Origin of the sequence: Steroidobacter gossypii, assembly GCF_016801985.1 — a bacterium.
GTDB classification, from domain to species: Bacteria; Pseudomonadota; Gammaproteobacteria; order Steroidobacterales; family Steroidobacteraceae; genus Steroidobacter; species Steroidobacter gossypii.
This window is the reverse complement of sequence record NZ_JAEVLS010000002.1, coordinates 1187467-1206321: the sequence shown is the minus strand read 5'-3', so window position 1 is coordinate 1206321 and position 18855 is coordinate 1187467. Positions and strand designations below refer to the sequence as shown.

Below are 18855 nucleotides of genomic sequence, written 5' to 3'. Positions count from 1 at the left end.
CATCGCGAAGCTCACTGCGCTCGAAGCGAGCGCGCAGTCGCCCGCGAAGGGCCGCAAGGTCCGGCCCTCCGAGTAAACGAAGCAGACGCTCATCCCTCACTGCTGAGGGCTTCCGGAAAACGCCGCTCTGGATCAGGCTGCTCGCGCCGCTCGCGTCCATCCCACGCCCATCGCGTGACATAGACGGCATCCATTCCCTCGCGACGAATCAGCTGACAGATCGATAGGCCAGGCAGCGCAGGATAGCAGCCCCATTCACGTTCGCTGGTCATGACGAAATCGAGGTCGAACTCGCGGATCAGCGCCATGCAATTCGCTCGGGCTTCATCGTCGATGCCAGCGAACGCTTCGTCCATCAAGACCAGCCGCGGAGCGTGCGCATGCGCGCTTTCGTAATGGCTGCTCGCCGCCGCGAACAAGGGCACTGTGAGCCCGAGCGCTCGCTCACCGCTCGAGGCCGGACCGGAGAGCGGCTTCCATGCACCGTCCTGCAAACGCTGCACGCGGAACCGGTGCCAACGTCGGTAATCGAGTGCTCGCGCCAGGTTGTCCGAAAGCGAGGCTTGTTCGTCACGCAAACGCTCGGCATCAATTCTTGCGCGCAGGAATTCGCCCACCTGCTGGCGATCTTCGGCCGACCAAGCGTCCGCGCGAGTGCGCAAGAGCCGCTTGCGAGCTTCGGCAAGCCCAGCGACGGCATTGGGGTCTTCATCCGGAACCACCTGCCAGTCGAGCTTGTATCGCACGCCCGTCGAAGTGGGCCGCCGGTAGAGCTCCGCGTTGATGGCCGCGACGCGTTGCTCTGTATCTTGAATCATGCGCTGCAGGTTCGCGGCGATCTCCTTCTCCAGGTGCTGCTCCAGAACCGCTCGCTCTTGTGCGGACAGCAGCATGCGCCGCTCCTGCAGATCGGCATCGATGCGCAGCTCGAGAGTATCGGGGCGCTGCAATTGCTGTTGATAGGTGATGCGCACAATCAGACCGAAGTCGCTGAGCTCGGCTTCAACCGCGTGCGCCTGCGCGGACATGGCCGATTGCAATTCAGTGAGATCCCGACTGATCGTAGCTTGAATACGGCTCCAATCCGCATCCTCCGCAGCCACCTCGACCAATATCTGTTCCGCGCGCCTGGCGACAATCAGCGCCGCTTCGATGCCCCACTCCGCATCAGCGCTCGGCAACTGCACGCCCGGTACGGCGACTTCGAGCAGCCCGGTGCGTGCTGCGAAAGTCTGCAACTCATCGATGGCACGACGGCGATGCTCGACTCTCTCGGTCAAGCGCTCGGTGAGAGCGCTGCACTTTGCCTCGGCGGTACCTCGGTTGCTGCTGGCCACGATCAATTCGGCACGTGCCCGCTGCAGCGATGTCTCGTGCTCACGCTTGGACGTCTCGGTCGCGCGGATCTCCTGCAGAAGCTCGCTCACCTGCTTGCCGACGGTTGCCTCGAGCGTTGCAAGCAATTCATCCGCCACTCGCTGAGCGCGCCGATTTTCCGCCTCCTCCAGAACGGCCGCCTCAACATCGGCCAGCGCCGTCTGCTCGCGCTCTTGTTGCGCATTCCATTCCCGCAGCGAGTTACGATGCGCTTGGATCGCGCCGCTCAGCTCCGTGGCTCCCGCTCGAAAATCGGAGAGCGCAAGCTCTACCGATAGGATCTGATCTTCCACGACGGGAAGCGACAAGTCGCGCGCGTCGGCTTCAAGTCTGCTGTTGGCTAGCGACATGTTTTCTTCGACCTGCAACACACGAGCGTCCGCATGGCCAAGGCGTGCTTGCGCTCCTCGTCGCTGTTCTTCCGCTGTTATGCGATGCGAGTGAGCTCGCAGCAGACGATCGTCGGAAGGCGCTTCGTCGACTTCTCCGCGAGCGAAGCGCCGCCTTTCAGAAAGTTCGTCGAGTGCAGCGGCGATGTCTGCGAACGCCAGGTCCAACTGCGCCAACTGTTGCTTGATTGCCGCAAGCCGCGCCTGTCTTGCCGCCTCACGCGCCGCGTGTCCGATGTACTCCGCGCTCGGTTTTTCCCAGAAGCCACGCAGCGCGCCCACACGAAACTCGCCTGCTGGCGAGATCCAAGCTTCCGCTTCGATGGGTTCGTCATCAGAGCATGCAATGGCATCCATGATCTTCAACAGCATCGCCTCGCTCAGCGAAGCTCCTGGGCCGGACTGTGGAATCGTCGGCTTCAACCACTCGCGCAACGATGGCCCAACGCACGCGCGCCGCGGTGTGAGCATCACATCCTGCGTGCGGCGATTCGTCAGAACTCCTTCGGACGACACCCATGCATCGAGCAACCCCGAGGCTTCGAGCGCAGCCTCGAGCACCGCACGCTGCTCTGAGGCAACGTGATCGGCGAAATCCACGACCTGCCATAGCGGCGCACCGGACTTTTGCATTCGCACGTCCACGGCACGAGTGTAAGGCGCCGGCGGCGTCTTATCCTCACCGCGCAGTAACAGACTCTGCTCATCCTTCAAAGACGACTGCTCAGCCTGAAGCTTCTTGCGCTGTTCGCCGAGTTCGGCCTCGCGCGCGGCGAACTGTGTTTGCTGACTCTCCCACGCGCGCTCCAGGGCGACGCGTAGCGGATTGGGTCCTGCCTGGTTCTCGACCCATGTTTCCAACTCACCCAGCAATTCGTCGCTGCCGGCGAGATCCAACTCGTGCAGCCTCGCGCAATGATCGCGCCACTGCTGCAACAACTCCGCCGAGGCGGCACGCAACTCCGCAATCGATGACTGCAATGCCTGCTCGGCGCGATCGAAAGCCTCTGCATGCACGGCGCGCGAATCCTTGGCCCGGACCAGCAACTGCCGTGCTTCTTCCAGCTCCACCCTGCGTCTGCGAACAATGGCGATTTGCTCCCGACGCCGCCTCTCGGCATCCCGACTGACTTGAAGCACTTTGTCGGCGAGGTCGTTGGGCGCGTGCTGGAGGCCATCGGGCAGCAGAGCGGGTTCGAGTACGCGGTCCATTGCCGTGACCACACCGCTGGTCGTTGCAAGCTCCGTCACACTGCGAAAGGTGCGGACCAGCTTCTCGCGAGTCGTTTCGCAGACCGATCGCCGCTCGGCGGCCAGCCGTGATTCCCGATCGGCGCGAGCACGCGCGCCGTGAGCTCGCTGGTCGGCGTCGGCGACGCTGCGACGACAGCGATCAGCATCGCGTCTCGCCTCCTCGATGCGGAATGCATCTCGCATCAATGGATCCTGGTTCAGCGCCGCCAGGCGCGCCGTGGCCATCGCGACCAGATCCTCCGATTCGCGTTGCCGCTCCTGTGACCTCGACACCAGCTCACGCGCTCGCTCCAGCGCCGCTTTGGCATCGTTCAGCTCGCGGCTGGTTTGATCGAACTCGGTCTGAGACTGCCGGACGAGCCGCGCCCGCCGACGTGTGGCGATCTGCGCATAGCGGCGATAACGCCCGGTGAACGAGGCGATCGCTGCCCGCATTGCCTCGAGCTCCTGCAGCTCACGACGCATGTCTTCGAGCTGACTCATCGCCTCCGCGACATCTTCCAACGCCGCGCGGTCGAGGGGCGGCAGTGCCTCGGTCAACGCTTCCGACAAACGCCGTTCGTCCGGTTGTTTGGAAAGCTGCGGCTGTCGCAGTTGGATCAATGTGTCCACCAGCGCGCCATAGCGCTGCTGGCCCATGCGGAACAACCGTTCATCCACGGCTCTACGGTAGGCGGATGCGGTGGGAAAGATCTGGCCGTGTGAGCCGAGCGCTTCCTCCAGCCGCTCACGCGACAGCGCCATGCGTTCATGCGTGGTCAGCCACAGGTCCATGCCTATGCGCTGCTGAGTGATGAAGAACCATGTGTCGACCGTCGATCGGCCGGCAATCGCCTTCATGCCGCAGCCGAGCGTCAGTATCTGCGTCTCGTCATGGGACGTCTTGCGCCCGAACTCGAGCCACGTGTAACCGATGCGACGCTGATGCCGGCCGTTCATCAGCAGATTCCAGTCCATCCGCTTGGTGCGGTCGCCATCCGGCTCGACGCGCGAAGAGCTCAGATTCGCATCGAGCAGAAATGGCAGCGTGAGCGACAGCACCTTGGATTTGCCAGTGCCGTTGTTGCCGCGTAGCAGCAGATGTCCGTCGCGAAACCAGAACTCTTCGACATCGTAGTGGTACATCTCCACCAAGCCGAGGCGAAGTGGTTGCCAACGCTCGCGCGTGGGCTCCGGCAACGGAATCTTCGAGGGCGTATCCTTCACCGCGCCACCTCCGGCGCTACTCGCACCTCAGGCGGACCCACCGCGAAGCGCAACAAAGCAGCACGAACCTTCACGCCCTCGCCGGATACGCGCCACACGAGTTTCAACGCTTCGAGCCGGTCGATCGCCTGCTCCACGAGGCCGCGCACCGCGCCGTGTTCACGCGCGTCCTTGCGCCAGTACTTGCCATATTGGTCCACTGCCTCGCGCAGGAATGTCTCGAGCTCGTGCATCGAATGAATGCGCTCTGCATCGATGCGCGCAGCTGCCGCCAGACGCTCGGCGATGATCAATGTGATGTGAGCTTCGGTCCCGACGGCGGGCATGCGCTCGTCCGACAGCTCGCCTTCGGGGTCGATCAGAGCGAGACCTTCGGCGCGCAACTCCGGCGTCAGGCCAGCGCCCTGCGCCAGACGCGCCGACATGGGTCCACGCTGAGTGGCCAGATAGGCCCGTTCTTCCTCGACCAGCTCATCGTAGTAAGTCACCGGATCATCCAACAACCGACGCGCAATCCGGTGCCTCGCGGCCGTGCGACGCGCCTCTGGACTGTCCGCAACGAACTCTTCGGTGAGCGCACGGATGCGCTCCTCCAGCGTGCCAGGAGCGTTCTCACCTGCGGCGATCAAGCTCGCACCGCGCGTGCTCGCAGGCAGCGACGCAAGAACGCGGCGATGGATGTCGTACAGCGCGTCACCTGCTTGCGTGACGTAACCCTCTTCATCTCCGGCCACGCGCGTGATGACGCCGAACTCGAGCAAGAATCGGCACACATTGACCAACACCCGTCGCTCCCGCGTCGTCTCCAATGTGAAACTGAAGTTTCGCGCTGCAAGCTCCGTGTCGAGGACGGCCTCCAACAACCGCTCCCCTAACGCTCTCAACGTGATTTGCGTGTCGGCGCGCTCGAGCACCGCGCACGTCAGACACAGCAGGACGTAGTGCTCACGGTCGAACTTCCGTAAACCTCGGGTTGCATCCTCATGCGATGCCGGTCGCTTGTAGAGTCGCGCGCATTCGCGCTCCACGTGGAGTACCCAGCCGGTCTCACGCTGGAACCACTCCCGTAAATATTCGCCGTGCCGGCGAACCAGCGGCATTTCGGGGTTGCCTTCGGTCAGCAACGGCCGCATCAGCAGCGCGCGGATGGCTTGTTCGCGCTCTTCCTCGATCTGGTGCGCCAGGACATCGGCGAGTCGGCGGTCGGCATGGCTCATCGACTAAACCCGTCGGATCAACAGGCGATGGTCGCGCCCGGAAAACATACCTGAAGGCGTCTGAATATGAGCTTGGCTCGTGGGCTCCAGCGGCTCGAGCCGAATCTGCAGGGAGCCATCCGCGGTGAATCGCTCCACGGCTTGATCGGGATGATGTTGAGCGGCAAGCGCGTCGCCGAGCAGTGCCAGGAACAGCTTGAATGACGGTGCGTCCAATGTTCCCAAATCGGAGAGTCGCATTTCCCGGCCGGTCGCCAGGCGTTGACGGGCAGCGTCCGTCTGCGCGGCCTCGTGTGCGATTTGGGACGCGAGCCATTCACGCTCCTTCGACCGATCTTTGATTCGGGGCGCGGCGCCCCGCGTGGGCAGCTGGCCGCGCTCGCGCAAGAGCGGCATGACGCCGACGGCGGGGGCCACCATCCACGATGCGCCACTACTCGCTTCAGCCTCCGGCGGCACGAGCGCCAGGTGCCTCGCCGGCGACAAGCCGAACGCCGCTCGCCAGAGGCGATGTGCATCGCGGTCCGTCCCGCATTCAGTGAACCACAACGCTAGCCTCCGGAAATCCGCCGCGCGATCGCTGCGTCCAGCGCGGCGTTCGTTGAGCGTCGCGATCGCTTGCAACAGCCGCGGGATGGCAGAAAGGGCACTGGCCCGCAGCAGCTCCGATTGAGAGCTCTTGCCGTGGTTCGCAATAAACCATTCACGAAGACCTCGCCAACGTTCGCGCCAGGCGCTCAGTCGCAACGTTCGTGCCTGCGCCATCTCCTCCTCGTGCCCCGGGGCCGCGTCATGCGCCTCGCGCTCGGAGGCAATCAGGAGCAGTTGCTCAACGTTGGGCTCGAGTTCCTCGAGTCGCGAGCCGATCTGGGTGGAACGAGTGACCAGATCGCCGATGAACCGTTGTAGATAGTCGATCAGCCGGGTCTTGAAGGTCATGACCGCCGCCGGCTCGCCCCGCTGCAGCTCGATGGTGCGCGCCAGCGAGACCATGAATGCCTGCGCGTTATCCGAAAGCCCCTGGAAGACGTGCATGAGATCACGCAGGGCCTCGTGAATCTTGGCCGCGTCGTGCGGGGTTTCAGCCATCAGCTGCCCGAGCGAGGTGAGGCGAGCGTGAATATCGTCGAGGGCAACGGATTGCAACTCCCCTCGTCGAGCCAGCGTTTGCGCGAACACTTCGAGGCTCGCCTCGACGGCCTCCCCGCCGGCCGTGATCCGGTACAGCAGGCGCTTGCGATAAAAGTCTTCGATGCTGGCGACGCGCGCCGTATCGGGCTGGGCCTGCAGATTGCCCCACGCGGTCAGCTGTGCAAGCACGGCTTGCACGTCGTCCAGCGTCGGCCTCTCGCCAGGCCATCGGACTTCCGCAAGCACCTCATCGGGCCGCAGGTGCAGACGGAACTGCCGCTTCGCCGCCGAAAAGACGTCCATCACGGCGCGGTAGATTGCCGCCTTGTCGGCGGTGATGTGGTTGAAGAGTTCGGCCGCGGCTGCAGTGAGTGCCGTCACGTTCAGTCCTGCAGGTTCAGCGCCTGCATCGATGGCCGCCGCGATACCGAATCGCGGCGGCCTTTATCTTTATTTTGCCCGTCTTACAGCTGCGTCAGCACGTGCTCCGCGCTGGACACCTTGAACTCGCCCTTCTGTTCGACGTTCACTTGTTTGACGACGCCGTTGTCCACGACCAGCGAGAAGCGCTGACCGCGAGTGCCCATGCCGTAGCCGCTCGCGTCCATGTCGAGGCCCAGCGCCTTGGTGTACTCGGCGTTGCCGTCGGCAAGCATCTCCACCTTGCCATCGGTGTTCTGGGATTTGCCCCAGGCTTTCATGACGAACGCATCGTTCACCGCCATGCAGGCGATGGTGTCGATGCCCTTGCCTTTGATCTCTCCGGCCCTTTCCACGAAGCCCGGCAGATGTTTGGCGTCGCAGGTGGGAGTGAACGCGCCGGGCACCGAGAACAGCACGACCTTGCGGCCTTTGAAGAACTCCTCGGCGCTGATCTTTTGCGGCCCTTCCGCGGTGATCTGCGTGAGTGTGCCCGCAGGCATCTTGTCGCCGACTTTGATCATGACCATCCCCTCGCTTGTGACTTGAACTGGAGCCCGCCATTCTAGACAGCGGGCGCCGGTCCGGTACAGCTCAAGTCAGATCTGCAATGTGCCGCGAGCCCCGAGAATGTGGGATCGCATCAGCGCGGAGCTCCAGTCGCCATCGCGCGCTTCGAGCGCACGCACGATTTCGAGGTGGTGCGACGCGCTACGGATCAAGTCCTCGTCCTGATAGGTCGCGAACGTTCGCAACATCATCGGCGCCTCGATCAGCGACGCCAGCGCCGTCACCAGTCGCGGGCTGCCCGCGAACTCGTGAATGCGTCGGTGAAACTGACTGTTCAGGACGCCGACTCGTTCGAGATAGCCCTCCGGCTTCGCCAGCGTTTCGTGATATTGATCCTCGGCGAGCTGCCGCAACTCGGCGATGCCCTCCGCGGTGATCCGACGCGCCGCCCGACCCGCTCCATACGACTCGAGCATGGCGCGCAACTCATAAACGTCGTCGCGATCCTCGACCGTCCACTCGGTGACGATGGCGCCCTGGTGGGGGATGAATTCCAGCAGTCCTTCGGCGTGGAGTTTTCGCAACGCCTCCCGTACCGGGGTGCGACTCACCCCCGCGACGGCTGCCACTTCCTGTTCGGTGATGCGAGAGGAAGCTGGATACACGCCGCGCACGATGCGTTCACGTACGGTGTGATACGCCTTGTCCACTGCTTTGGCCATGGTGCTCCTTCATACAATTCGGTGATGGAGGCCCGCCTGCGCCGCTGCATGAAAATGGGGATGAACGGGCCTCGTATAACGCCAGTGTATACGCGCCCCAGGGTGTGAACACAGCAATATGAGCAAGCCCCCGAGGCAAATTTCCGGGGGACTAACTTAGGTTAGGGAGGGCTAGCTAACGTCCGACAGGAGCGTCGGAACCTTTCGCTCGCTGGGCTAGAAAGCAGCGCTATCCGGCTGATGCTCTTGAAGTTCCGACCGGGAAGCCGCCGGCTTTGGAGACCATGCTCGGCACCACCTTGCCGCGCTGCTCTCCGAGCCACTTGGCGGTCTCGATCAGGCGGTCCAGATCGATGCCGGTGTCGTACCCCGCCCGGGCCAACATGTACACCAAATCCTCGGTGCCGACGTTGCCGGTCGCGTTCGGAGCGAACGGACAGCCGCCGACGCCGCCGACACTCGCATCGAGCGTGTTCACACCGGCGAGCACGGCAGCGTATGCATTTGCCACCGCTGTATTCCGTGTGTTGTGGAAATGACAGCGGATGGCGACATCGCCGACGACCGCACGCACCTGTTCCACCAGCGATGTGACCTGACTCGGAACCGCAACACCGATGGTGTCGGCCAGTGCAATCTCGAGCGGATGAGTCGCGGCCAGGCGTCGGCAAATATCTACAACTCGAGAGACCGGCACTTCACCTTCAAACGGACACCCGAACGCCGTCGACACCGTCACCTGCATTCGCACACCCGCCTCGCGCGCGAGCGGCGCGATTTCTTCGACGGTGCGAATGAGCTCCTCCGTGGTCGCGCCCTGGTTACGCTCGCTGAAACTGTCAGTCGCGGCAGTGACCAGACCCATCTCGGTGCAGCCAGCGGCGAGCGCCCGATCGAAACCTTTCTTGTTGAGCACCAGGCCGACGTATTGCACCCCCGGCACCTTGGGCAGGCCCGCCATGACCGCCTCCGCATCGGCCATCTGCGGCACGCGCTTGGGATTGACGAAGCTTGCAACTTCAATGCGTCGCAGACCTGCCGCGACCAGGCGGCCGATCAACTCCAGCTTGGTCGCCGTGGGCAGAACTTCGGGCTCACTCTGCAATCCGTCGCGCGGCCCCACTTCAACGATTTCGATCGCTCGCGCCATGTCCCGCTACCTCAATGACTCTCGCAGGCATCGCCGTCGGTGATCGCGCCCAATGACGCGCTGCTGACCGAGCGAGCATATTTCGCGAGCACGCCGCGACGGGTGTAAGGCTCTGGAGCCTGCCACTGCGCGCGACGCTTCGACAACTCATCTTCACTCAGCGCGACCTGAATCTCGCGCGACTCCGCATCGATGGTGATCGAGTCGCCATCGCGAATCAGGCCGATCGGGCCGCCCACCGCAGCCTCCGGCGCAATGTGACCGACCACGAAGCCGCGGCTGCCGCCAGAGAAGCGACCGTCGGTGATCAATGCGACTTTATCGGCCAGCCCCGCGCCAGCGATGGCGCTGGTCGGGCTCAACATCTCGCGCATACCAGGCCCACCCTTGGGGCCTTCGTAGCGAATCACAACCACGTCGCCCGCCTGAACCTTGCCGTCGAGAATGGCCTGCACGGACGCTTCCTCGCCATCGAACACGCGCGCGCGACCGGTGAACGACAAGCCTTCCTTGCCGGTGATCTTGGCCACCGAGCCTTCCGGCGCGAGGTTGCCATAGAGCACCACTAGGTGGCTGTCCGGCTTGATAGGGTTGTTGAAGGCGTAAATGATGTCCTGATTCTTGGGATAGGGCTTCACGCTCTTCAGATTCTGCGCGAGCGTCTTGCCGGTGACGGTCAGACAGTCTCCGTGCAGCAGGCCTTCCTTCAGCAGGATCTTCATCAACGGCTGGATGCCGCCGATGCGCACCAGCTCCGACATCATGTATTTGCCGCTCGGACGCAGGTCCGCGAGCACCGGCACCTTCTTGCCGATGCGAGTGAAATCATCGAGCTCGAGCGGCACATTGGCGGCGTGCGCGATCGCGAGCAGATGCAAAACCGCATTGGTCGAGCCGCCGAGCGCGATCACCGTGGTGATCGCATTCTCGAATGCTTCACGCGTCATGATCATGGACGGCGTGATGCCCTGCTTGGCGAGCTTCACCACCGCTTTGCCGGCGTTCTGGCAATCGAGAATCTTTTGCCTCGACACGGCGTCCTGCGCCGAGCTGTTCGGCAGGCTCATGCCCATCGCTTCGATGGCCGAGGCCATGGTGTTCGCGGTGTACATGCCTGCGCAGCTGCCCGGGCCCGGAATGGCTTTGCGCTCGATCTCGTCCATTTGCTTCTTGGTGATCTTGCCGCTGGTGAACGCACCGCGCGCTTCGAACACCGAAATCACATCGAGATGGCCCGGGCCCGGCCGGATGGTGCCGCCATAGACGAACACCGATGGGCGATCCAGGCGCGCCAGCGCAATCATGCAGCCGGGCATGTTCTTGTCGCAGCCGCCGATCGCGACCACGCCGTCGAAGCCCTGCGCGCCGGATACCGTCTCGATCGAGTCGGCGATCACTTCGCGGGACACGAGCGAATAGCGCATGCCGGGCGCACCGTTGGAAATGCCGTCGGACACGGTGATCGTGCCGAACGTGGTGCTCTTGCCGCCAGAGGCGTCGACCGCGGCCGCGGCGGCTTTGGCGAGCTTGTCGATGTGCATATTGCACGGCGTGAGATTGCTCCAGGTGGAGGCAATGCCGATCGCCGGCTTCTTGAAATCCGCGTCTTTGTAGCCGACCGCCCGCAGCATGGCGCGGCTGGGCGCCTGCTTCAGACCATCGACGACTTCGCTGGAGTAGCGACGGAAATTGACGGCAGTCTTGCCGTTGGAGGCTGACTTTTTCCTGGTGGCCATGGATTGAGCTGCGATGAACGTGGCAACAAGATGAAAGCGACGGCCCCTATTGTAGAGGCCGCCGCCGAATGCGAGGCAATTTTATATATTGATAACAGCGCTCTTCTGCGCGCCTTTTTTCGCGTGCAAACCGGCGATACGCATGGCCAGCTCCAGCGCCTGCTCGTAATTCAGGCGTGGATCGACCTGCGATTTATAAGCACGCGCGAGGTCCGCATCCGTAAGACCCCGTGCGCCGCCGGTGCATTCGGTGACGTCTTCGCCCGTCAGCTCGAAATGCACTCCCCCGAGCCAAGAACCCAGTTCGCGATGGATGCGGAACGCCGCCTCCGTCTCGCTCAAGATGTTTTCGAAGCGTCGCGTCTTCAGCCCTGAAGTCGCGGTCTCGGTATTGCCGTGCATGGGATCGCAGATCCACAGCACCGGGCTGCCGGTGGCGCGCACCGCCTGAATCAGCGGCGGCAGACGCTTGTCGATGTCCTTCGCGCCCATGCGATGGATCAGCACGATCCGGCCAGGCTCGTTGTTGGGATTGAGCGCGGCGATCAAGCCCTGCACCCACTCCGCACTCATCGACGGGCCGACTTTGATGCCCATCGGATTGGAAATGCCACGGAAGAATTCCACGTGCGCGCCGTCGAGCGCGGCGGTGCGCATGCCGATCCAGGGCATGTGCGTCGACAGGTTGTACCAGCGCTGCGAGCGCGGGATGAACCGCGTCTGCGCCTGTTCGAGCATCAGATGCAGCGCTTCGTGGCTGGTATAGAAACGCGTGGTGGTGCTTTCGTGAATCGGTTGACCGGAGGTCGCCTCGAAGAAATCGAGCGATTCGGAGATCGACTGCACGACCTTCTCGTACGTTTCTTTCAACGGCGAGTGCCGCACGAAGTCCAGATCCCAGTATTCGGGGTGATGCAGATCGGCGAAGCCGCCGTCGATCAGCGAGCGCACGAAGTTCAACGTCAGCGCCGAGCGCTCATAGCCACGCAGCAGGAGCTGGGGATCGGGCACACGCTCCGCGGCGGTGAAGCCGGGACGATTGACGTTCGCCCCCCGGTAGCTCGGCAGCGTCACGCCGTCGCGGGTTTCGGTGTCCGCCGAACGGGGTTTTGCATACTGTCCTGCCATGCGGCCGACGCGGATCACCGGCTTCTTCAAGCCATAGACCAGCACCAGGCTCATCTGCAGTAGGATCTTGAGCTTCTTGGCGATCTTGTCGGACTCGCAGTCCTCGAAGGTCTCGGCGCAATCGCCGCCCTGGAGCAGGAAGCGCTCGCCACGCTGGGCCGAGGCGATCTGCTCTTTCAAGGCTTCGATTTCCCAGGAAACCACCAGCGGCGGCAGCCGCGACAGCTCCGCCACCACCTGCTCCAGGGCCGCCTGATCGGGATAGGTGGCCTGCTGCTGCGCCTGCTTGGACTGCCAGCTCGAGGGATGCCACTGCAGAAGGTCGGGATTTCGCGTCATAGCGGCACGGAGACTAGCACTCGATCGGTGCGAAGCAAACGGACTTGGGAGCAAATTGCATACAGTCGGGGCGGAATCGCGGCGTCGAGCGCCGCTGAAGTTTACAGTTTGAGGCCTGCGGCCTATTAATGAGCCTGTTTGCACCATCGCGGCCCACTGGTGCGTTCGGCCAGGTTCGCGGTGTTTTGCCACAGGAGCGAGCATGCCGAAGGTTCTGATCCTCGGCGCCGGCAAGATCGGCGCACTGATTTCCGGGCTGCTGGCGGAGTCCGGTTCGTATGAGGTGCATCTCGGCGATGTCAGCGCCGAGGCGGCCAACGCGGTGGTCGGTGCACATCGTTTTGGCAATCTGCATGCGCACCAGGTCGATGCGACCGATGCCGGCGCGCTCCGGGCGCAGCTACAGAAGCAGCCGGTGGATGCGGTGATCTCGAGCCTGCCCTACTACTGCAATCCGGGCGTCGCCGAAGCGGCGCGCGCGGCCGGGGCACACTACTTCGATCTCACCGAAGACGTTGAAGTCACCCGGGAGGTTCGCCGGATCTCCCAGGGCGCCACTCAGGCGTTCGTGCCACAGTGTGGCCTCGCGCCCGGCTTCATTTCGATCGCGGCCAACGAGCTGATCGGCCACTTCGATGAGCTGCGCGCGGTGAAGCTGCGCGTGGGCGCCCTGCCCCAGCATCCCAACAACGTCCTGAAATATTCCCTGACCTGGTCCACCGAAGGACTGATCAACGAATACGGCAATCCGTGCGAAGCCATCGTCGACGGACGACGCATCGAAGCGGCGCCCCTTGAGGGCCTCGAAGAGATCGAGATCGACGGCACGCTGTACGAGGCGTTCAACACTTCCGGCGGCCTGGGCTCGCTCGCCGAGACCTACGGTGCGCGGGTGCAGAGCATGGACTACAAGACCATGCGCTATCCGGGCCATTGCGAGCAGATGCGGCTACTGATGAACGATCTGAAGCTCAATCACGATCGTGGCACGCTCAAACGCATTCTCGAAAACGCCGTGCCGCAGACGCTGCAGGACGTGGTGGTGATCTACGTCGCGGTCACAGGCAAGCAGGATGGCGAGCTGCGCGAAGAAAACTACGTCAACAAGGTTTATCCTCAGGTGATCGCGGGCCGGCTGTGGTCGGCGATTCAAGTCACCACCGCATCGGGCATTTGCGCCGTGGTCGATCTGGTCATCAATGGCCGCGGCCAGCATCACGGTTTCGTTCGCCAGGAAGATTTCCGTCTGCAGGACGTGCTGCAGAATCGATTCGGCAAGCACTACGCCGCCACCGGCGGCAAGGAAGTCTCCGCGCACATCGTGGTGAGCGGTCAGGGCGGACATCAACGCCGCAACTCTTGAGTGAACATCATGCGCGAACTATTTACCGCTCTGGATCTGAAGGACAGCAACTCCGGCGCCTGGTCCGGCGACGGCGGCTGGTCCAACGACACCTCCGGTCCCGTGATCGAATCCGTGAATCCCACCACCGGCGAGTTGCTGGCCCGCGTGCACAGCGCGACCGCGGCGGATTACGAGCGCATTCTCGTGTCCTCGCGCCGCGTGTTCGATCAATGGAAGATCGTGCCCGCGCCCAAGCGTGGCGAAGCCGTTCGATTGGTCGCCGATGAGCTGCGCAAACACAAAGATGCGCTCGGCAGCCTGGTCACGCTGGAGGTCGGCAAGATCAAGCCCGAGGGCGACGGCGAGGTGCAGGAGATGATCGATATCGGCGACTTCGCCGTCGGTCAGTCCCGCATGCTCTACGGGCAGACCATGCATTCGGAGCGGCCCTTGCATCGCATGTATGAGCAGTGGCATCCGCTCGGCGTGGTCGGGATCATCAGCGCTTTCAACTTTCCGGTCGCGGTGTGGTCGTGGAATTCGTTTCTGGCGGCGATCTGCGGCGATGTGAGTATCTGGAAGCCGTCGCTCAAAGCGCCGCTGTGCGCAATCGCAGTTCAGAAGCTGGTCAATCGAGTGTTGGAGCGGCACGGGTTCCCGGCGATTTTTCAGCTGCTGATCGGCGGCAATGAGCTCGCCGAGAAGCTGGTCGACGATCGTCGCGCCGATCTGATTTCGTTCACCGGTTCCACGCCGGTGGGGCGCAAAGTGGGTGAGCGCGTGGCAGCTCGCCTCGGCAAGAGTCTGCTCGAGCTCGGTGGCAACAACGGCATCATCGTCGATGAGTTCGCCAATCTCGATCTTGCCGTGCCGTCCATCGTGTTCGGCGCGGTGGGAACGGCAGGTCAACGTTGCACCAGCACGCGCCGCGTCTTCGTGCACGAGTCGCGCTCCAAGGAGTTGGAACAGCGCTTGTTGCGCGCCTATTCGCAGGTGCGGATCGGCGATCCTTTGAAGCCCGAGACGTTGATGGGGCCGCTCATCGACGAGGCGTCAGTGCAGCGCTATCTGCAAGCGGTCGAGAAAGCGCAGCGTGCGGGCGGCACGGTGCTCTGTGGCGGCAAGGCCCGCCCTCCCGGCAATTTCGTCGAGCCCACCATCATTCGCGCGCGGCACGATTGGGAGATCGTGCAGACTGAAACGTTCGCGCCCATCCTGTATCTCATCGAGTATCGATCGCTGGACGATGCCATCGCCATGCATAACTCGTCGCATCACGGGCTCTCCTCGGCGATCTTCACCGACAACTTGCGGCATGCCGAGAGATTCCTGTCGGCGATGGGCAGCGACTGTGGCATCGCCAACGTCAACATCGGCACATCTGGCGCCGAGATCGGCGGCGCGTTCGGCGGCGAGAAAGACACCGGCGGAGGCCGCGAGTCCGGCTCGGATAGCTGGAAGGCGTACATGCGCCGGCAGACCAACACGATCAACTGGAGTCGCGAGTTGCCGCTCGCTCAGGGCATCGATTTCAAGGTGATGGGTTGAACGGCGCCCTTGGCTGCGCTCGCCCTTTCAATGTCGATGGCGTCGCTTTGGACGTGATGCGTTAAGCTGCCGGTTCGATGCGTCGATTTGCCGGAGATTTCAGTGTCACGTAGCGAGTTTGCAATTGTCGGGGCCGGTGCGCTCGGCTCCATCCTGGCCGCCCATCTGGTTCGTAACGGCCGTTCCGTCACCCTGCTCGCTCGCGGTCAGCGTGCGCGGCACGTTCAAGAGCACGGCCTGCGCGTGAAGGGGCTGAGCGAGATCGCCACTCCTGTCGACGTGCTCACCGATCCTGCACAGCTGCGCGAAGCCGGCACGCTCATCATCGCGACCAAGACACCGGGCTCGGAGCAGACGATGGCGTCGCTCAAGCACGTACAGGTCGACCGCGCGCTGTCGATTCAGAATGGCGTGATGAAGGACGAGTTGCTATCGCAAACTTACGGACGCGAGCGCACGCTGGGCGCACTCGCCGACACCAGCGGTGAGCTGCTCGCATCCGGTGACGTGCTCTTCACTCGCAATGTGAATTTGTTCGTCGGCGAGTTGGATGGCGCCATGAGCGGGACGGCTCGCGGCATCGTCAAAGCCATCGACGATGCGGGCGTGCGCGCCACACTGGTGCCTGACATCGTTTCTCGCGAGTGGAGCAAATTTGTTTGCTGGGTAGGTTTCGTGAGTCTGTCGCTCACGACGCGAGCGCTGACCTGGCGCTTCGCCTCCGATCCCGACTCGGCGCTGCTGATGGTGAGACTCACACGCGAGGTTTGTTCGCTCGCCGCCGCTCTCGGCGTTCCTTTGACCGAAGATCGCGCCCTGCTGCCCATCAACACCCTCCTCAACGGCTCGGATGCCGAGGCCGTAGAAGCCGTACGTAAAGTCGGCGTGGACTATCAGACCAAGGCGCCGGAGCACCGCATGTCCGCCTTACAGGATCTCCTTGCCGGTCGCCCTCTGGAGATCCACGAAACCCTCGGCTACGCCCTGCGCAAAGCTTCCGATCTGAATCTGTCGCTGCCGCTGCTGGGCAGCTTCTATTCTCTGGTCAGCGCCATCGATCGCACTCGCGGCCGTTAACCCACCAGCGCGTGCGCAAACGCCGCGGCTGCCAGCAAACAAGCGACCGCGCGGACGTGATTCCATCGCGTCCACGGTCCTCGGTAAGCCGGCCACTGCGTTTCCATATCGCTGGCGGCAGGCGTCAATGACGCCAGCTTGTTGTTCAGCGGCACGTTGAAGACCATCGTCACTCCGATCGAGCCGACCAGATACAAGACCGCGCCCGCGAGCGCCATCGCCCCACTCCTTCCACCCGTCTGTGACGGCTGGCCGATCAATATCACCACGCACAACAACGCCGTCCCAAAGAACACCAGGAAGAACCCTGGATTCAGGATCACGCGATTGATGCTGTTCATGGCCGCCACCGCATGCGCCGCGGGCAGCCGATCGAACGCTCGCATCACGGTGTTTGAGAAAACAAAAAACAACCCACCCACGAGCCCGCTCCCCACCGTCGCCAGCACGAGCAACGCGATCCAGACATGATCCGTCACGGGTTTCTCTCCGGTGCGATCCTGACCGGAACTTACTGCAATCCCAGCCTCGCGACCACGGTCTCACGCATCAAGCAACGTTAGCTACAATTGCTGAGTTCTTGGTCAAGATGGATGCCCCCGCGTTGTGGCGTTCCAGCTGGAACGTCAAGGACAAATCCAGGCATTGGCGAAGGGGAATTGAGAAGAGATGGAACGGCGCGTTTCTGCAGAAACGTCGAGTGTTAAATTCCGTTGCGCCGCCACCTGGCCGGTTTCATTTCGCGCGCCCGCCTGAGACGCGACAGCACGGGATTGCATCGACTATTGAACCTTCTGCGCCGTCAATACCGCGGGCCCGAGCGATCCGGCAGTGCCATTACGGACCTCCATCTGCTTCACGGTGCTCCCTTCGCGAATAAATACATAACTCTCGCTTTTGGAGATGAAGAACACTGATGAGGTCTCCGGCAGCATGCGGAACTGGCTGGATCCCGTGCTCGACTGGATGCTCAGTCCTGGTCCGTCGACTGCAATCGTGAGAACCTCGGCTTCGCTTACCCGATACTGCCCGGCGTACGCCGTGAGCGCACTCGGCGAGAGTGCAATGATTTCACGTTCGGGGCTGAGGCCGGGAATGAAATGACCCGCCACCACTACGGCGATTTCGTCCGTGCGAGCACTCTCCCCATTGGCCAGAACGATGACGTCAAGCTTCTCATCGACGAAACGCGCGTACTCGGCGCGAAAGCCGGGATTGGTACCGCCGTGCCTCACCCGTCGATGCCCAGCAACTTGATCGATCCACCACCCGAACCCGTAGTTCGTTGACGAGCCGTCCGTCAGCAGCGCCGCTGTCCACATCTGTTCCTGCATGGCATTCGGTATCAGCGTGCCCGCAGTTACTGCGGCATCCCACTTGACCAGGTCTCGGAGTGTCGACAGAAAAGCCCCGCTAGGGCGCAGCGCAAGCAGCGGCGGTACGTTCCTTTGCCGGTTGTCACGAAATTGATAGCCAGATGCGCGATTCGGCACGATCTCGATGAAATCGGTGGTTCGCGTCGCTGTCATCCCCAGAGGTGCGAAGATGCGCTCGGCAATGAAGTCGGACCAGGACTTTCCCGAAGTATGACTGATGATCTGCGCGAGCACCGAATAGCCGAGATTGCTGTAAGACCATTGGTCGCCGGGCTTTGACAGTGTTGGCGCCGCGAATGCTCTGCGGATCACGTCCATATCCGACTCGACCTTGAACGGGCTGTTGCCAGGCGCCTCGCGGCTGAGCCCCGACGTGTGCGTAAGAACATGTCTGATCCGGATCGGCTGCCAGCTCTCGGGGCAACCTGCTATGTATCGGCAGATCGGATCATCCAGATCGAGCTTGCCCTCGCTCGCGAGCAACATCACGGCGGTGGCCATGATCTGCTTGCTGACGGATGCGATCCTGAACACAGTATCTGGCGTTGCAGGCACGGCCAGCTCGATATTCGCAAGCCCGTAGCCTGTGACCTTGACAGGCCGCCCCTCTCGGATAACGGCCAGTGCCAGCCCTGGAATCCGCTGGTTTCGCATCTCCGCATGGATGTACTCATCGATCGAGTCCGCAGTTGCACTTGCGCAGTATGCGAGCCACAACAGGCAGGTGGTTGCGAATGAGAAGGCGCGTCTCACTTTTTCATTTCTCTGGATCGACATTCGTAGCACGGCGATGCTACATGAAACATGAGCGCATCGATGCCACACATTACCGAAATGACTGCATGCTGAGCAGAATGCCCATGGCCAACATTTTGGGTCACTTCGTGACCTTCTATGTCCCGGGTGACGACCGGCGCAAAATGCTTCACT

Annotated in this window: 13 protein-coding genes; 3 read left to right on the top strand and 10 right to left on the bottom strand. The window is 62.7% G+C overall.

Annotated elements, in window-relative coordinates:
* Positions 1-89: 89 nt before the first annotated feature.
* The 8 genes from JM946_RS12380 to JM946_RS12345 all read right to left on the bottom strand — a co-directional run bounded on the left by JM946_RS12380 (position 90) and on the right by JM946_RS12345 (position 12579).
* Positions 90-4226 carry a TIGR02680 family protein gene (locus tag JM946_RS12380; RefSeq protein ID WP_203167593.1) on the bottom strand — a complete coding sequence of 1379 codons (4137 nt, stop codon included), beginning with the start codon at positions 4224-4226 and terminating at the stop codon, positions 90-92.
* Positions 4223-5443: a TIGR02678 family protein gene (locus JM946_RS12375; protein ID WP_203167592.1), complete on the bottom strand. Its 1221-nt coding sequence runs from the start codon at positions 5441-5443 to the stop codon at positions 4223-4225. The genes JM946_RS12380 and JM946_RS12375 overlap by 4 nt, the downstream gene beginning before the upstream one ends.
* Before the next feature lie 3 nt (positions 5444-5446).
* Positions 5447-6955: a TIGR02677 family protein gene (locus JM946_RS12370; RefSeq protein WP_203167591.1), complete on the bottom strand. Its 1509-nt coding sequence runs from the start codon at positions 6953-6955 to the stop codon at positions 5447-5449.
* Positions 6956-7038: 83 nt separating this feature from the next.
* Positions 7039-7524, bottom strand: coding sequence for a peroxiredoxin (locus JM946_RS12365; RefSeq protein ID WP_203167590.1), 486 nt, complete (start codon positions 7522-7524; stop codon positions 7039-7041).
* A 69-nt stretch (positions 7525-7593) separates the two neighbouring features.
* The gene (locus tag JM946_RS12360) at positions 7594-8226 is read right to left on the bottom strand and encodes a GntR family transcriptional regulator (protein ID WP_203167589.1); all 633 of its coding nucleotides are present in this window, start codon (positions 8224-8226) and stop codon (positions 7594-7596) included.
* A 229-nt stretch (positions 8227-8455) separates the two neighbouring features.
* Positions 8456-9376 (bottom strand): hydroxymethylglutaryl-CoA lyase, encoded by a 921-nt coding sequence (locus JM946_RS12355; RefSeq protein WP_203167588.1) that lies wholly within the window; start codon positions 9374-9376, stop codon positions 8456-8458.
* An 11-nt stretch (positions 9377-9387) separates the two neighbouring features.
* The gene (gene ilvD / locus JM946_RS12350; protein ID WP_203167587.1) at positions 9388-11112 is read right to left on the bottom strand and encodes a dihydroxy-acid dehydratase; all 1725 of its coding nucleotides are present in this window, start codon (positions 11110-11112) and stop codon (positions 9388-9390) included.
* Between the two features lie 81 nt (positions 11113-11193).
* The gene (locus tag JM946_RS12345) at positions 11194-12579 is read right to left on the bottom strand and encodes a class II 3-deoxy-7-phosphoheptulonate synthase (RefSeq protein WP_203167586.1); all 1386 of its coding nucleotides are present in this window, start codon (positions 12577-12579) and stop codon (positions 11194-11196) included.
* A 202-nt stretch (positions 12580-12781) separates the two neighbouring features.
* On the opposite strand from JM946_RS12345, the gene JM946_RS12340 reads away from it, so the two are divergent.
* The 3 genes from JM946_RS12340 to JM946_RS12330 all read left to right on the top strand — a co-directional run bounded on the left by JM946_RS12340 (position 12782) and on the right by JM946_RS12330 (position 16549).
* Positions 12782-13942 (top strand): saccharopine dehydrogenase family protein, encoded by a 1161-nt coding sequence (locus tag JM946_RS12340; protein WP_203167585.1) that lies wholly within the window; start codon positions 12782-12784, stop codon positions 13940-13942.
* 6 nt (positions 13943-13948) lie between these two features.
* Positions 13949-15472, top strand: a complete 1524-nt coding sequence (amaB, locus tag JM946_RS12335; protein WP_407700542.1) for an L-piperidine-6-carboxylate dehydrogenase — start codon at positions 13949-13951, stop codon at positions 15470-15472.
* Positions 15473-15574: 102 nt separating this feature from the next.
* Positions 15575-16549, top strand: a complete 975-nt coding sequence (locus JM946_RS12330; protein WP_203167583.1) for a ketopantoate reductase family protein — start codon at positions 15575-15577, stop codon at positions 16547-16549.
* Here the strand turns inward: JM946_RS12330 and JM946_RS12325 are convergent.
* Positions 16546-17028, bottom strand: coding sequence for an anthrone oxygenase family protein (locus tag JM946_RS12325; RefSeq protein ID WP_203167582.1), 483 nt, complete (start codon positions 17026-17028; stop codon positions 16546-16548). The two genes, JM946_RS12330 and JM946_RS12325, sit on opposite strands and share 4 nt — an antisense overlap.
* Before the next feature lie 303 nt (positions 17029-17331).
* Positions 17332-18702: a serine hydrolase domain-containing protein gene (locus tag JM946_RS12320; protein ID WP_269140999.1), complete on the bottom strand. Its 1371-nt coding sequence runs from the start codon at positions 18700-18702 to the stop codon at positions 17332-17334.
* Positions 18703-18855: the final 153 nt, after the last annotated feature.

Bases quoted from the DNA above. Each gene is read 5' to 3' on its own strand.
- JM946_RS12320 (WP_269140999.1), bottom strand. From the start codon at position 18,702: ATGTCGATCCAGAGAAATGAAAAAGTGAGACGCGCCTTCTCATTCGCA.
- JM946_RS12360 (WP_203167589.1), bottom strand. From the start codon at position 8,226: ATGGCCAAAGCAGTGGACAAGGCGTATCACACCGTACGTGAACGCATC.
- JM946_RS12345 (WP_203167586.1), bottom strand. From the start codon at position 12,579: ATGACGCGAAATCCCGACCTTCTGCAGTGGCATCCCTCGAGCTGGCAG.
- JM946_RS12355 (WP_203167588.1), bottom strand. From the start codon at position 9,376: ATGGCGCGAGCGATCGAAATCGTTGAAGTGGGGCCGCGCGACGGATTG.
- JM946_RS12375 (WP_203167592.1), bottom strand. From the start codon at position 5,443: ATGAGCCATGCCGACCGCCGACTCGCCGATGTCCTGGCGCACCAGATC.
- JM946_RS12365 (WP_203167590.1), bottom strand. From the start codon at position 7,524: ATGGTCATGATCAAAGTCGGCGACAAGATGCCTGCGGGCACACTCACG.
- JM946_RS12340 (WP_203167585.1), top strand. From the start codon at position 12,782: ATGCCGAAGGTTCTGATCCTCGGCGCCGGCAAGATCGGCGCACTGATT.
- ilvD (WP_203167587.1), bottom strand. From the start codon at position 11,112: ATGGCCACCAGGAAAAAGTCAGCCTCCAACGGCAAGACTGCCGTCAAT.